This window comes from Halomonas sp. A3H3 (assembly GCF_000982975.1).
GTDB classification, from domain to species: domain Bacteria; phylum Pseudomonadota; class Gammaproteobacteria; order Pseudomonadales; family Halomonadaceae; genus Vreelandella; species Vreelandella titanicae.
In genome coordinates, this window is record NZ_HG423343.1 from 1,530,006 (window position 1) to 1,543,503 (window position 13,498).

Annotated in this window: 12 protein-coding genes and 1 pseudogene; 6 read left to right on the forward strand and 7 right to left on the reverse strand. The window is 47.0% G+C overall.

What is annotated here, in order from left to right:
- Positions 1-361 (forward strand): hypothetical protein (locus HALA3H3_RS06685; RefSeq protein WP_238326070.1); only part of this gene is annotated, 361 nt, incomplete at its 5' end.
- Between the two features lie 184 nt (positions 362-545).
- A complete protein-coding gene (locus HALA3H3_RS06690; protein ID WP_022520831.1) occupies positions 546-1,136 on the forward strand; it encodes a polyamine aminopropyltransferase in 591 nt (196 codons plus the stop codon).
- Here HALA3H3_RS06690 and HALA3H3_RS27835 read toward each other — a convergent pair.
- Positions 1,133-1,225 (reverse strand): annotated as a pseudogene (locus tag HALA3H3_RS27835) (SipW-dependent-type signal peptide-containing protein); the annotation flags it as partial. The gene HALA3H3_RS06690 and the pseudogene HALA3H3_RS27835 overlap by 4 nt on opposite strands.
- Positions 1,226-1,472: 247 nt before the next feature.
- On the opposite strand from HALA3H3_RS27835, the gene HALA3H3_RS06695 reads away from it, so the two are divergent.
- Complete coding sequence (locus HALA3H3_RS06695) at positions 1,473-3,299, forward strand: ATP-dependent nuclease (RefSeq protein WP_022520832.1); 1,827 nt, start codon at positions 1,473-1,475, stop codon at positions 3,297-3,299.
- Between the two features lie 89 nt (positions 3,300-3,388).
- Here HALA3H3_RS06695 and HALA3H3_RS06700 read toward each other — a convergent pair whose 3' ends face one another.
- A complete protein-coding gene (locus HALA3H3_RS06700) occupies positions 3,389-3,610 on the reverse strand; it encodes a helix-turn-helix domain-containing protein (protein ID WP_022520833.1) in 222 nt (73 codons plus the stop codon).
- Positions 3,611-3,712: 102 nt separating this feature from the next.
- Between HALA3H3_RS06700 and HALA3H3_RS06705 the strand changes: the two genes are divergently transcribed.
- From HALA3H3_RS06705 to HALA3H3_RS06715, 3 genes are all read left to right on the forward strand, one after another.
- Positions 3,713-4,324, forward strand: coding sequence for a hypothetical protein (locus tag HALA3H3_RS06705; RefSeq protein ID WP_022520834.1), 612 nt, complete (start codon positions 3,713-3,715; stop codon positions 4,322-4,324).
- Complete coding sequence (locus tag HALA3H3_RS06710) at positions 4,321-5,703, forward strand: DEAD/DEAH box helicase (protein ID WP_022520835.1); 1,383 nt, start codon at positions 4,321-4,323, stop codon at positions 5,701-5,703. The genes HALA3H3_RS06705 and HALA3H3_RS06710 overlap by 4 nt, the downstream gene beginning before the upstream one ends.
- Positions 5,704-5,858: 155 nt before the next feature.
- Complete coding sequence (locus HALA3H3_RS06715; RefSeq protein WP_022520836.1) at positions 5,859-6,419, forward strand: recombinase family protein; 561 nt, start codon at positions 5,859-5,861, stop codon at positions 6,417-6,419.
- A 511-nt stretch (positions 6,420-6,930) separates the two neighbouring features.
- Here HALA3H3_RS06715 and HALA3H3_RS06720 read toward each other — a convergent pair.
- The 5 genes from HALA3H3_RS06720 to csy1 form a co-directional block, all read right to left on the reverse strand.
- Complete coding sequence (locus tag HALA3H3_RS06720) at positions 6,931-7,992, reverse strand: hypothetical protein (RefSeq protein WP_022520837.1); 1,062 nt, start codon at positions 7,990-7,992, stop codon at positions 6,931-6,933.
- Positions 7,993-9,196: 1,204 nt separating this feature from the next.
- Positions 9,197-9,766, reverse strand: a complete 570-nt coding sequence (gene cas6f / locus HALA3H3_RS06725; protein WP_022520839.1) for a type I-F CRISPR-associated endoribonuclease Cas6/Csy4 — start codon at positions 9,764-9,766, stop codon at positions 9,197-9,199.
- Positions 9,767-9,769: 3 nt separating this feature from the next.
- Entirely contained in the window at positions 9,770-10,795 is a 1,026-nt protein-coding gene (gene csy3 / locus HALA3H3_RS06730) for a type I-F CRISPR-associated protein Csy3 (protein WP_022520840.1), read from the reverse strand.
- Positions 10,796-10,810: 15 nt separating this feature from the next.
- Positions 10,811-11,779, reverse strand: coding sequence for a type I-F CRISPR-associated protein Csy2 (gene csy2, locus HALA3H3_RS06735; RefSeq protein WP_022520841.1), 969 nt, complete (start codon positions 11,777-11,779; stop codon positions 10,811-10,813).
- Positions 11,772-13,154 (reverse strand): type I-F CRISPR-associated protein Csy1, encoded by a 1,383-nt coding sequence (csy1, locus tag HALA3H3_RS06740; protein ID WP_022520842.1) that lies wholly within the window; start codon positions 13,152-13,154, stop codon positions 11,772-11,774. The genes csy2 and csy1 overlap by 8 nt, the downstream gene beginning before the upstream one ends.
- Positions 13,155-13,498: the final 344 nt, after the last annotated feature.

Genomic DNA, 13,498 nt, shown 5'->3' on the forward strand with positions numbered 1-13,498 from the left:
GGGGGGGCCAAGAGGAGAGGCGTGGATCGTGATGGCGGAAGGTAAGCGGGCAGGTACCGCCTACATCAACGTCATCGAGGATTCGATCAGAGGGCCGCACGCTTCATTTCACGTGTTCCTGAATCGACCGAGCCAGGGAAGGCAGATCGGTCGTAGGGCTTACCAGCTCGGTTGCGCTAATAGTCAGCACGAGATCATCTATGCGCACATGCGCAAGTCAAACATCGCATCACTTAACGCGGCCTTTCATGCAGGCTTCATCAACGCAACGGCCCCAGAAGACTCTCAACTCGTCTTGGTATGGTACCGTCAGCCACCAAGCTCCAGGGATGAAGCAGCCCTAGAGAGCAACGATTTATGACGACTAGCGGATACCAAGTTAGATAAGGCGCTCATGATTTGTATCTCATAGGCTGATTGATTGAATCGCAGCATCTGACCTCGGCACCTTTGGGCACGGGATGGTATCTCAATCCGCAGATCTCACAAGATTTCGTTTCTGGATACATAACATGAAACGTCGTACGTAATGAAGGAAAAAGCGTTTGAACACCATCAAACTGCAATTCGACGAAAAAAACTCTGATGTCTTGATTTGGAACGGCCAAGTCGTCATGTCTCGGACAGAGGAAGAGTACTTTGAGGCACTATTCGCCCGCCTTCGCTATCTCAGTCCATCGAAAGTGTTGGAAATCGGCTTTGGATTAGGCATATCTGCTGCTCTGATCCAAAAACACTTAATGCCAGCTCAGCACGACATCTTTGAAATTGAGCAGGGAATTTATATGGATCTACAGAAGTTTGCCAATAGACACGCCAGCGTGCGCCCCTTTTTTAGTGCCTGGCAAACAGTGCAGAATGAGGAAAAGTACGACTTTATATTCTATGACCCTTTTGACTATGTCCCTCACGGTCAATTTCCGTCCTATAGCAAATCCGAGACGGCAACCCGACTAAAGCGGCTTCTCACTCCCTCAGGTTTACTATGCCATCCGCATTTTGGCGATGGAGACGTTCCTGATGTGGAAGGGTTTGACACTGTAATCGTAGAGCGGCTACAGGTTAAGCCAATTAGGATGGCCGACGAGACTACCTGTGAGGATGTGGCGATTGTCTACCACGAGCCTAAAGCTTAGCTGATAGCCGCTTTGTATCGAAACAGGCCGTCAGTAAACCATGCCAGTGTGCCTGCAGTTATAACAATTACATGCACACCGGCAGCACAAGCGCCGCTCTTCTCTCGTTTCGCTTTTGCTGCTGGTGATGTGGGGCGTTACATCAAAATAACCTAAAATACCGTTCTTAGCTGAGTGCAGTACTTCAAGCTATCGCTGATATCATAGCGGCAGTTTACGACCCCAAAATGCCGAATACTTCAAGAAGTTCGAATGGTGATTTTCATAGGTTGCCGACTCGCGCATCAACCTTGTTGAATATATATTTAAGCAAGTATTTGAGATTGGGAAGGATTTATGAGATTAGAACAATTTTGTTTCTCGAATTATCGGAACATCATTGATTCCGGATGGATAAAGGCAACAAACGTCACAGCGATCGTGGGACAGAACGAAGCTGGTAAAAGTAACCTATTTGAGGCTCTGTATTGTCTGCATTCCTTCGTTGAGACTCGGTACAACCCAGACGAGGACTGGCCGGTTGACGACTGGAAGGGGAAGAAGAATGCGGATGGTAAGCCGGTATCCCAAGCCTACTTTGAGTTTGATGACGGTGAAGCCGAAGCCTTGTTTGAGTTTGCGGCGGAAGAAAAAACCGATGAAGATGACAGGGAGTTAGAGGCCAAGATCGCCACGCCACCAATTGGTACTCGTCTATTTGCTCGTCGTTGCTATGGTTACCTTACTAGCTTCTATTTGCACGATAGAGAGGGAAACACGATTGTTGCTGAAGATTTGGGCCTTTCCAAAGACAAAGTATCAGAATGGGCTAGTGAGCACGTTCCACGTTTTGTGCTCATTCAGGACTACGAATTCTCCGGCGCGCAGGTTGAGCTGAACGAGCTTAAGAGCCGTTTAGACAAGGCGGGCGGTAAGCGCCATGAACTCTCAACCGACGACCAGACGATCCTGATTGTACTCGACCTTGCTGAGATCGATCTCGATGACTTCGTCGAGAAAGGTAGCAGCGCTGAGGGTCGGACACTGCGCCAGTTTGATAAGCGTGCGGCGTCTGCCTACCTGACTCAACAGTTTCAGAAATTGTGGAAGCAGAAGAAAGTCAAATTCGATATCGATGTAGATGGCCCAACACTCAACATATTCGCTGAGGATGAGGCGATCGGCTTTCCGGTTCGCCTGTATCGGCGCTCAACAGGGTTCCGATGGTACGTCTCTTTCGCGTGGAAGTTCACCCATGCCTCCGAGGGTGATTTTGAGAATTGCACACTCTTATTGGAAGAGCCAGGCATCCACCTTCACTATAGCGGGCAACGCGACCTATTGGGTGTGTTTGAAGACCTATCAGAAACCAACACGGTGATGTATACCACTCACCTGTCATCAATGGTCGACCAAGCGAATCCAGAGCGGGTGCGCATCATCGAAACCGACAGCGACCACCACCTGCGGGTTACGCATGGCGTAGTGAGCAGTCAGTCGGCTCCAATGGCGGTTATCGAAAGTGCTCTCGGTCTAACCCCCGACCTTTCAGGAATGCTTGGTAACCGTAAGGTGCTGATTGTCGAAGGAGGAACTGATGCATTGATCTTGAGCAAACTTTCGGGTTTGCTGACTAAAAGCGACAAAGTTGGCATGTCAGATCATATATATATATGGCCCGCGCAGACCTCAACTAAAGCGCCAATGTATGCAGCGTTCGCGATAGGTCAACTGTGGGATGCCGGAGTGTTACTCGACACCGATGAAGCTGGCCACCAAGCACACAAAAAGATTAAAGATATGAATCTGAAAGACTACTCTGATGAGACAGGCCACGAGTTTAGAGTGTTAATGCTTGACAAAGCAGCCGGTGTGAAGAAAACCGACGTCGCAATCGAAGACCTGTTTCCGGACGAATGGTTTCTCGGGTGCGTGAACCGCGCTTACGGCCTAGCGCTAAGGCTAGAAGACCTTCCCGAAGATGGCTCAACCCTAATTGCCAAGCGCGTCGAGATCGCCATGAAGCAGCGCCAGGGGAAAGAGCTCAAGAAGAAGAATGTGCTCGTGGAGATGCTGAAGGAATTCGACAGCTGGACGACAATCAGTGACCTACCATCAGGCACCGCTGAAAATGCCGAACGCTTGTTCAAGAATATCAATGCTGCATTTGGGTTGAAGAGCTAGACTGTTTTTCGAGTGGCGATGTAAGCACAAAGCAGCCATTGATTTATGCCTCATGAACGGCGGCTCTTGGACGATTTGTGCCCTTTCCTTCACAGAGTGGTGTGAGCAGGCAGAAGAGATGCTGGCTCGCATTGGAGCACGGAAGCGATCTCATATAATTTCTCCACGGTAATATTAACTTCACCACGTTCGACTCTTCCTATATAGCTGCGGTCAATGCCAGCAGCTAAGGCAAAGGCGTCTTGCGAAAACCCATTTTTCTTTCGTTTCTCCCTAATATTTCTTCCCAGCGCCTTCGCTAGCTCACTCATACCCGCCTCATTTCCTTTTGGGCGGGACTATCCTTCGTTGCGGCCTATCTAGCCACGGACTATAATCCGCATTTCGTTTTTACCTCTCCTACGGTGATGGTCATGTCGGGTACCCCTCCTTCGATTGAGGAGCGCATTTTCGAGCTCCTTTTAGAAACTGATAACGCTCAATTCACTATTCGCAGCCTCCGTGACCAGTACGCACACCAACATTGCATAGCCGCAGAGCATCGCGCTGCTCTGCGCCGTTTTATTTATGAAAGGATTAAAAAGCTAATCACCGCTGGTTTGGTGGAGAAAGACCATGAAAAACGCAAACGCGACCAGCTCTATTTTGTGTTGCCTTCAATAAGAGATTCGAGCTTATGTCTGGACGGGGAAAGCTTTGAAACATGGCACCAGCGGCTCGTGTCGCAAACAAATGAAACAACAAAGACAACCGTTATTCCAAAAGACGAAAGCAGTAGTGAACAAAACCCCAGCGCTAGGAAGACGTCGAGCCAATGTGCCTTGGAGAAAGTGTTGAAGGAAACGCAAAGTGAATTCCTTTCTACACTGGGTGAAGTTGAGGCGTTCCGTGAGCTTATGGATGAATACCCCGATCTCAAGCCGAGTATCGTGGTTGATCATCGTGATGCTTATGACCGGAGCGCACGCTTAATGGGCCGGGTACGTGCGCTAGAAAAGTCACTGCATCGGCTGAGAGCTTCATGAGCACGAGGCTGCGTAAATGGCAATCAGAGTGCTTGGAACTAGCGAAGTCCCACTACTTACTTAGTAGCGACTTGTTCGTGCAAGCAACCCCTGCCAGCGGCAAAACCCGTCTGGCAGCTGAAATTACGCGATGGCTCCTTGAAGAAGGACATATTGATTTTGTTATCTGCTTTGCACCTACCAGAGAAGTGGTAGCTGGCATACAGCGCACCTTTACCGTCGTATTGAATCAGCGATTTGGCGATACGCTTGCGTCAGTTGGGGCTGCCTATACCTACCAATCTATGGAATATCACCCCGAGGATTTTTGGACGTTATTCACAGAATATCGCACCTTGACCATTTTCGATGAGATACATCACTGCGCAGGCCATGATCCGCTTCTCAGCAACACTTGGGGTCAGCAAATAATTCAGCGTATCCAAAATGCGGCTACTTTCACGCTAGCACTGTCAGGAACGCCCTGGCGTTCGGATGACTTGCCTATCGCATTAGCTCGCTACAGCGATCCAGAAGGCAAGCTAATCTGCGATTACCGTTATGACCTTAAAACCGCCATTCAAGATGGAGTATGTCGCTCGCCACGAATTACACTCATCGATAACCCATTGATCAGCTTGACCGAAGAGAACGAGAACACAGCATCGGTAAGAGCGTTTTCATCATTTCAACAGTTGCTTAGTGAATCGCCAGTCAGCTACGAAGACCTGTTGCGACACGACGATATCCTGAATGTGGTGCTAGCCCTTGGCATTGACCGACTTAATAAAGAGCGGAGCAGTGTGCCGAATGCAGGCGGTCTAGTCGTTGCTACTGATATTGAACATGCGCATCAAATCGCTGAGCTTTTGCATCACAAGGGTGAAAGCTATGTAGTGGTGACTAGCCAAACACCTAAGGCGCACCAGTTGATTGACCAATACAGATATAACAGTACGCGCTGGATTGTCGCGGTAAGCATGATATCCGAAGGGACTGATATTCAACGATTATGCGTATGTGCGTACCTAAGTAGGATTCGCACGGAATTGCATTATCGGCAGGTCTTAGGCCGTATTTTACGCAAAATGAGCGACTCAGATGATAAAGCATGGCTCTATGTGATTGCCGAGCCATTACTGCGGAAATACTCACAGCGAATTGCTGACGATCTTCCCGAAGACCAGGCAACGCTTCAAACCCAAAAGCTGAGCCTACGATTGGAGCAAGCGCGTTCCCATCAAATGAACGGCACTCAGAAGGGTGAGTCAGCTGTAGATAATGGCCAACCGTTATCTACAGAAAACATTAATGAGCGTGAGTTGCTGTCTATTGAGCCTCCCCTGCTAACGCTAAGCTTCTCGGAATATTACCGACAACATCTTTTATCTCTAATATAGACTCTGCTTCTGCAAAATTTATGGGTCAAAAAGTGTACCTTTTGACCCGCTTCTATTATCTTTGAATCTTAATGGGTCATAAGTGTCGTTTTGGGTTATGGCCTAGGTTCAAAAGAAAACCCCACCTTATGATCCAAAAATGAGGATACAGCTCAATGGCAATGATCGGCTATCTCCGAGTCAGCTCCAGTGATCAAAGTACTCACTCTCAGCGTAGCGAGATTGCGAATCGCCATAATATAGAACGCTGGTGGAGTGACGAGGCAACTTCTGGGGTGTTACCTGCTCTGCAGCGTGTGGGCTTCTCGGCCTTGGCAGAATATGTACGTGAAGGCGACGTGCTAGTAGTCTATGCGATTGATCGTCTTGGGCGAGATACAGTCGATGTGCTGAATACAGTGCAATTCATGCAAAGCAAAGGAGTGTCGATCATCAGTCTTCGTGAAGGATTTGATCTCAACACACCTATTGGCAAGGCAATGCTTACAATGCTAGCCGCAATGGCAGAGATCGAACGCTCTAACATCCACGAAAGACAAATGGCTGGAATACGCCGTGCAAAAGCAGAAGGCCGACACCTGGGCCGTCCCAAGAAGTCTGACGATGCTGAGATAAAGCGATGGAGGAAGGAGAACGAGGCAAGCATCAGCAAAACTGCAAAACATTTCCAAGTATCGGAATCGACTGTGAAGCGAGCTACAAAATCTAACATTTAGTATTATCGCTGTAACTTGATATACTATATAGAAATATTTTATCTTTCAAAAAAACCACATTGTTAGCAATACAGTGCTTAAGGCCTGAGCTTCTTCAGTGTCTTCTCAAATTTATATTATATTCCCCTGCTGTCTCCCTGTTCTGAAACCCAACATAATGTAGCAATGAATTCAGATTGCCATAACCATCTGATCACTCGAAAAATGAGTGAAAAGAAAATTTTTCTCAGCTTTTACCTTATCTATATGTGCATCAACTCTGTGGTTATAAAACATGTTCAAAAAAATTAGATTAATTCTATTATGGCCCTACGGTGCTACCTGCACTGGAACATTAAGAGGAACTTGCTGACCGATAAATTATTTTTGTGACATATTACAATTAGACTTTTTTAACAAAACATATACTTTTCGATCTAGAAAATTATTATCCTTTATTACGCGGATGATAATAAGCACCTAGCCAGGCTAGCACAACATATTATTCATTTTTTCAACCCTCTAAAACATGTCATTTTCTATAAGCTCTTACGACTCTTACAGAATCAGGAAGAGCCATATTTAACAGTCTTAGAGTTTGAACCTGATGAATGGAAACATTCTCCCCCACCTTAATTTCTACAAAATTAAAGCCATTGTCATTATAAACAAAAAGATCTGGCCACCCTTTCCTCATAATACACGGATTAGAAACATATGTGGTTAGAAGCCTTCTACATCCTTCATAACCAATTAAATTATATATATTGTATGCTTGGATACTAGAGCAGGTTCCCCCAGAATACCAAAGATTATTTTCATTCAGAAGAGAATCAACTCTATGCCTGAAAAAATCATATGTTAGCTCGTTATTTGCATAATCAACAAAGACATTAGAAATGACAGATGCCTTTTTATAACTATGGGCTTCACCATCAATAACCTTGCGATCTATATTTTTTATGTCCTCTTTATTTTCAACAACTCTACGAAAAAATCGCGAAATTTCTTGATAAGAAAAAGTAAGGTATTCTAAAAAAATCCTTGGGAAATCATTTTCTATGAACAAAAAATTACCGCCATCCTTGGTTAAAAAATTTCCAGCTGAAATCTCATTTCCATTAATAAATTTATCATAGTAAATAGTTTCCAAAGTAATTTCTGCAGCGCTGCACCTTTTGAAAATATCTTCTTGATTGGCAGCAAGCACAGTCTTGCCTAAAAAACTGACACTTAAGTCGTCATTTAATAAATCATAGTCGACCAGCTGAGCTATTTTGCGACCTATCTTTCTACCATTACAGTAATGGAAAAAAGCATTTTTGAGCTCTTCAGGTATTAACTGAATCGAAATCCCTACGCTGTTTAATATTGGCAAGGAAGAGAAATCCTCATCAAACTGCATATTAAAAAAATATTGCTTCTTCGTAAGCGGATGATGAATTTTAGGTAGCTCACTCCTCCATCTATTAATTTTTCTCGCACTAAGAACTTCATAATCTTTTATATTTGTATACCTTATTGCAGTTTTTTTATCACCTACTTTATCGGCCAATCTGACAACTTTATATTTAAACCAAATTGATTTGGGCATGCCATTAACATCCTTCAAATTATATTTTCAAGGGTTCATCACTCTAGATTGCGCAGCTACTGGACGCTCATAATTAATTACTAAATACCACATTGGCTCATAACTTCCAACTCACCACAACCTAACGTCAGATATTTATTTTTTCATAGTTAAAAGACTTTTATTAACATAAATATATCATACAATAATTAACAGGTTATAGCAGTATTTTTACCCCCCTCTAATTAGCCAATTAATTTTAAACACCACCTTTTCAATTATCACAAGACATTCTTGCAAGAATGTTTTATAAAAGTATAGTTTATTATAAGCAATTAGCCATACAAATTAAACATAATAGAAAACTGAAACCACTCGCTAAAATTCAGTGACGCAATCCAACAAGACAAATTTTCTTAAGGTATCTAAAACAGCTCTCTACTGCATTATATTTATATAACTTTAGCTTATAAAATGCGACTCCTAAGATACATCTCACTTTGCGAAACATCATATATTAAACCATAACCATCATGTTAATAAAGTGGCTTTTCGTTGTCATATCATTTATCAACTACCAATGTTGATAAGATCAAACGCAGAAGGGTAGATATGATGAAGTATCAAGGCTCAGCCTTCTATCTTAGAAGACAGACTAAATACCTTTGGCCAATTCTGAGAATAAAATACCAAACGGATTTTCTCGTTAATCCTTTGCAATTTTATCCTATCGCATGAATTATCGGATCTCTAATCCCCCTTTTACCAACACTTACGACAGCGCGGGATGGTAGACATCGAATCAATCATTTAGATAGTTCACTCCATTTTCACGTCGCCTGGGTTATAAGAAATAAAGAATGACTCGATCAAATTCTCACTATTTCTGTAAGCACTCATGCGGTATTGAGGCCACCCTGCAGGGGCCTACCCAACGCCTGAATTGGCGAATAGCTCTTTTCAAGCCTAAAACTATGTACCCATGCGCATAAATACATAGTTCTATGCATAGAAAAAAATCATTTAAAACAAATAATTATGATTTAATTGTTGCTACTATGCATTTTAAGGGGGCAAGTACTGAGCGGCAGCGAACTAGAGCATATCAAAATTAACATGCTGATTGTTAAAGAGCTTTAGCCAAAAAAAGCGGTATCACCCTTTTTCGAGCGACACCGCTAAGTGATTGATTATTGGTCGCCTATTTTCATGTTAGAAAAAAGGGTCAAAACCACGGCACTGTGGCGTCAGGGCTTAAGCCATAGTGATTAAACGAACCCGCCACCGGTTTTTCCTGAGGCTTGCCGTGTTCAATAAACAGGCTAAAGCGCTGCTGGGTGGAGCGGCTGTTTATTTGCACGAAGGGTAGCTCAATGCGCCGCGCCGCTAGCTTGGCATAAATCTGCTGCGCTTCATCTTCCGAAATGTCATGCCGCTTGGCATAGCGTTTGGCACGGCTTGGGCTGCCCGTATTGAACTGCTTGCGCGCCACGTTGAAGTGCTGAGAATTGGCGGGCACGGCAAGCACCTCGCTGACTTGGGTGTGATCACGCATGCCGGTTAGCCAGTCAGCGCCCATCAATTGCCCCAGCCGTGCCTGAGTGCCATGCAAACGCAGGTGATCACCTAATGTACGAGCACGGACTCCACGCTTATGGCCTGGAAAGCTAACGCCTAAATCCGTTGCCTGTAGGTCGAATAGCGCCCGGTGCAACTTGTTGTAAAGCGCACCCATCAGCATCGCCGGGGCAAAGTCAGGGTCAGGCCTAAGCCGAATATCAATATAGTGATCCATGGCTTACCCCGCTTCGCCGAAGACACCGCCACGGATCAGTGTTGCCATCACAAAGTGCTGATCTTCCTTCGTAGGCACTTGATCCTTGATCATCCAGTTATCCAGCAGTGAGTAGAAATCGGCCTTCTGCTTGGGCTGGCGGTACGCTTTGCCCTGGGTGGTCACTGAGCCATAAGGCTCGACAGCAATAGGCCCGAGGTCATCATCGTTTTCATTGGGGTACCAAGTGTCGATGGTGCGAATGGCATTACCCAGCTTTTGCGAGTGAATACCGGCAATATCGCTGACGTGATAAAGCGTTTTGCTCTTATCGCCACGACCCCGATCAAGAATCAGCTCTTGGGACGGAAACACCTCTTGGCCGCTACCCATACGCACATAGGCAACCACCTCAAGCAGTAAGTGCTGTTCACCCGCCAGCGCTGCTGCGATAACACTGGCAAGCTCTTTAAGCTCAGCAGTGTCCTCGAAAGCCCGCAACGAGAGCGACAGTGCATCAAAGTTCCACTCTTTAGTGGCTTTGCCCTGTGCCAGTTGGCGAATACTTACCTCTACTTGCTCTGCCCCCATACGGTTGCGCCACAAAAAACGCCCATTGGCGAGATTATTGGCGTACCGCTGGGCCAGCTCGCCGAAGCCTTGCGCTTGCTTATATGCGGCGACGGCTTGTTCCAGCTTGGCTTGGTATTCGGCGTTATTGCAGGCGGAGGGCGTCCCGGCACCGGCTAGCACTCGAAGGGTGAAACGAGCTACTAGGGTGTCAGCATCGTGGGGAAGTGTGGCGACATCCACCGTTTGCAGGTTGGGGTTTTCAATCTGTGCATCCAGCTTGGCGGGATCTTGGTCTTTCGCTTTTAAGCGGTTGGAAATAGTGCCGCGAACCGATTTTTCACGCACCACGACCGGCTGCCATTGCTGTTCATCTTGCCGCTTATCCCAGTTGCTGGCGTATAGCAGCGCATCGGAAGGGTCGAGCTTGCGCTCAAAAGCGAGGACGGAAGCGGTTTTAAGGGTATCGTTTTTAGCCATGATAAAGCTCCTTGTTTACTGTGCTGAGGCGCGAAGGTGGTAATCGTTATTGAGACGGTAAAGCCCCGCTTCTTCGTCGTTATCAACGTACCAAAGCAGGTCTTCAGGTTGCTTCATGCGGTGCGGGCTGACCCATTCACCAATGGAGTAGAGGCTTTCGACAAAGCGAAACTGGGTCATGGTATCGCGGGCGTTAGCCACTTCTCCGGGCTGGAAAAGGTCGGAAATAGCGCCATAACCAACTGGAATCGGCACAAGCCAGCCGCGATAGGGCCGCTGCGCCTGCCAAACGGGCTTCTCGTTGGGTTCACCTTCATTCTCTAACGTGCAAACATGGTTAAGACGAGAGAGGTCTAACCACGCATCCAGCAAACTGGCCTCAGGGTTGTGTTTTTGCAGCGTTGTGAGGTGTTCGGTGAGGTAGTCATCGCGCAGGGTCAGCGCAAAGCCCGGCAGCCAGCGGCGCTTCAGTCGAGCGAACTGCTTGTAGCGTTCATCTTCGTTGTCATCAAGCATGACCCATTGCGGGCGCTGCTTATGGCTCGGCACGTTGCGATTGGGCACCACACTGCCACCGGCAATACGCATGCCCGATACAGTCTCACTGATTTGGTGGGCGATATCCTCATGCTCGCTTTCTGCAGTGCCGGTATCAATCGCGAAGATCAGCGTGATATCCAGATGGATACGCCCTTCTTCTACAATCGCTGCCGTACCACCGGTTTTGTCCACCGGGTTGCGCGTCAGGTGAAAGCCACGAATGTAACCACCTTCAGTGGCCTGGGCTTCAAAGTCGTGGCAAATAACCCCAACGCGACCTAACGAAACGGGAAGACTCGCCTCTGCTAACTTCCGCTCCAGAGCATGCATCAAACCTACAAAAGCACTCATGGCAGGAAAGCCCCAGGTCATTGGGCTGGAAATCGCGTTGGCGTTTTGTACCCGCAAGCGCGGTAGAACCAGGAGGTTTTTCACTTCACTCATCGTCATCACCTCCTGGCAGGTTGTGTAAGTCTTCCATTAGGCTTTCCATCCATCGACGGTCACGATCCTGCAGGCGTTGATGGGTAGCATCTTTCGCCAATGTTTTCTGCCAGTGGCGAAATTCCACATCGCCTAATGGAAGCTTTTCACCCAACGCCGCATTGAGCCAGTTAGCAAAACGGTGGCGAATCTCTTCTGCCCACTCCACGCTGTTTCGAGCTTCACGAAAAGGAACATCCTCTTCAGCGCGGCCAGGATCTAGCCAGAAGGCTTCTTCGGCTACCAATTCACATTTTTCATCGTCGCTCCAACCCGCAGGTAGGCTATGCATCTGCATGGCAAACAGCGCTAGCTCGTCCATCAGCATGGCCGTGTAGTCATCGCGCAGGTCTCGGGTGTGCATATCTGTGGAGGGATCGGTCTCCAGAAAGCGCTTGAAGTCTTTAACAAGGGAGCGCACTTCTGACCGGCTGCCAAATACACCAGGGTGAGAAAACACAGAGGCTACTTTTAGCGGCGGGCGAATATCACTCACATTCCAGCTAGGCGGAAGCGATGCCAATAAATAATTGTTACCACCCCGCTCACTATTAAGTTGCGAGATATTTTGCGGCTTGGTGCCGCCCATTTTTTGTACGGCTAGGTTGGGGTAGCTGTGCACAGGTTGCTCAGCGTATTTACCTTCCCGCTTGGCTTTGCGTGAGTCTTTGGCCTCTTCGCTAAAGCGGTCATGGTTAATGGTTTGAAATACACGATGGGCCAACGAGGTGGCATAGAGCGGGGCTAGCAAACGGAAGTTATCGGCGTCATTTTCTAGCTCTGCGGCATCATCACCCACCAGCCAGTAGAGCTGTTTGCCGCGGGTATGTGAGGCGTGCTCGCCACGCGGTTCGGTAATCGCGGCAAAGGCATTGATCCACGCCTGGGCTTGTTCGGGATTATCGCTTAAAGCTTTGGCAAACTCGCTATCGTTTTCTAGTGCACGCTCAAGCAGCGATTTTCCTTCGAACTGCAGCTTCAAGAACTTATATACATCCAAGGCTGCGGCGTTCCCCACGACATCGCCCGCAAAATCAGCGGGTAGCACATGACTACCCACTAGGTTGTGGGCATGTAGCGATTCGGGTGGGGCGTAAAGATTGGAGCCTTTGGCATCGGGGTGGATAGGTTTTAGCGAGTGGGTGACGACTTGCAGTTGACCAACGCGCCTTGCCGCATCGTTGACCCAGGTATCGAATTGAAATTGCTCAACCAATGCCTGGTATTTTGGATCGTCGGGAGCTAGCTTTTCCGCTTTTGTATCGAAGCGCTCTTTTAAAAAGACTTCGATCAATGCTCGGAGTTGCTGCCAACTTCCGCTAGGAATGGTAGGCATTATTTATCCTTACGAATTTGGGAATCACTGAAATTCGTGCCAAAATAAGCCCCGAGGCAATACGCCTCGGGGCATCTGGCAGGCCAATCTAAAAGTCGGCCTCAAAATATTATGTTTACATGATAGCCAATCATGCTCAGAACCCTCCTATCTGCTCTGACCCTACAGATTTGGGTAACAGCGACGCATAAATATGTTTCAAGCCAGCCAAGGTGGTGTGCTACCACCCCTTGGCTAATTTGATACTAGGTCATCATTTTAAAATCATCAACCAGTTTATTCATTATAGTAATTATAAGATAAAATGACTTTGACTGTCTGTATCGCTACCCTATCTACGTTGC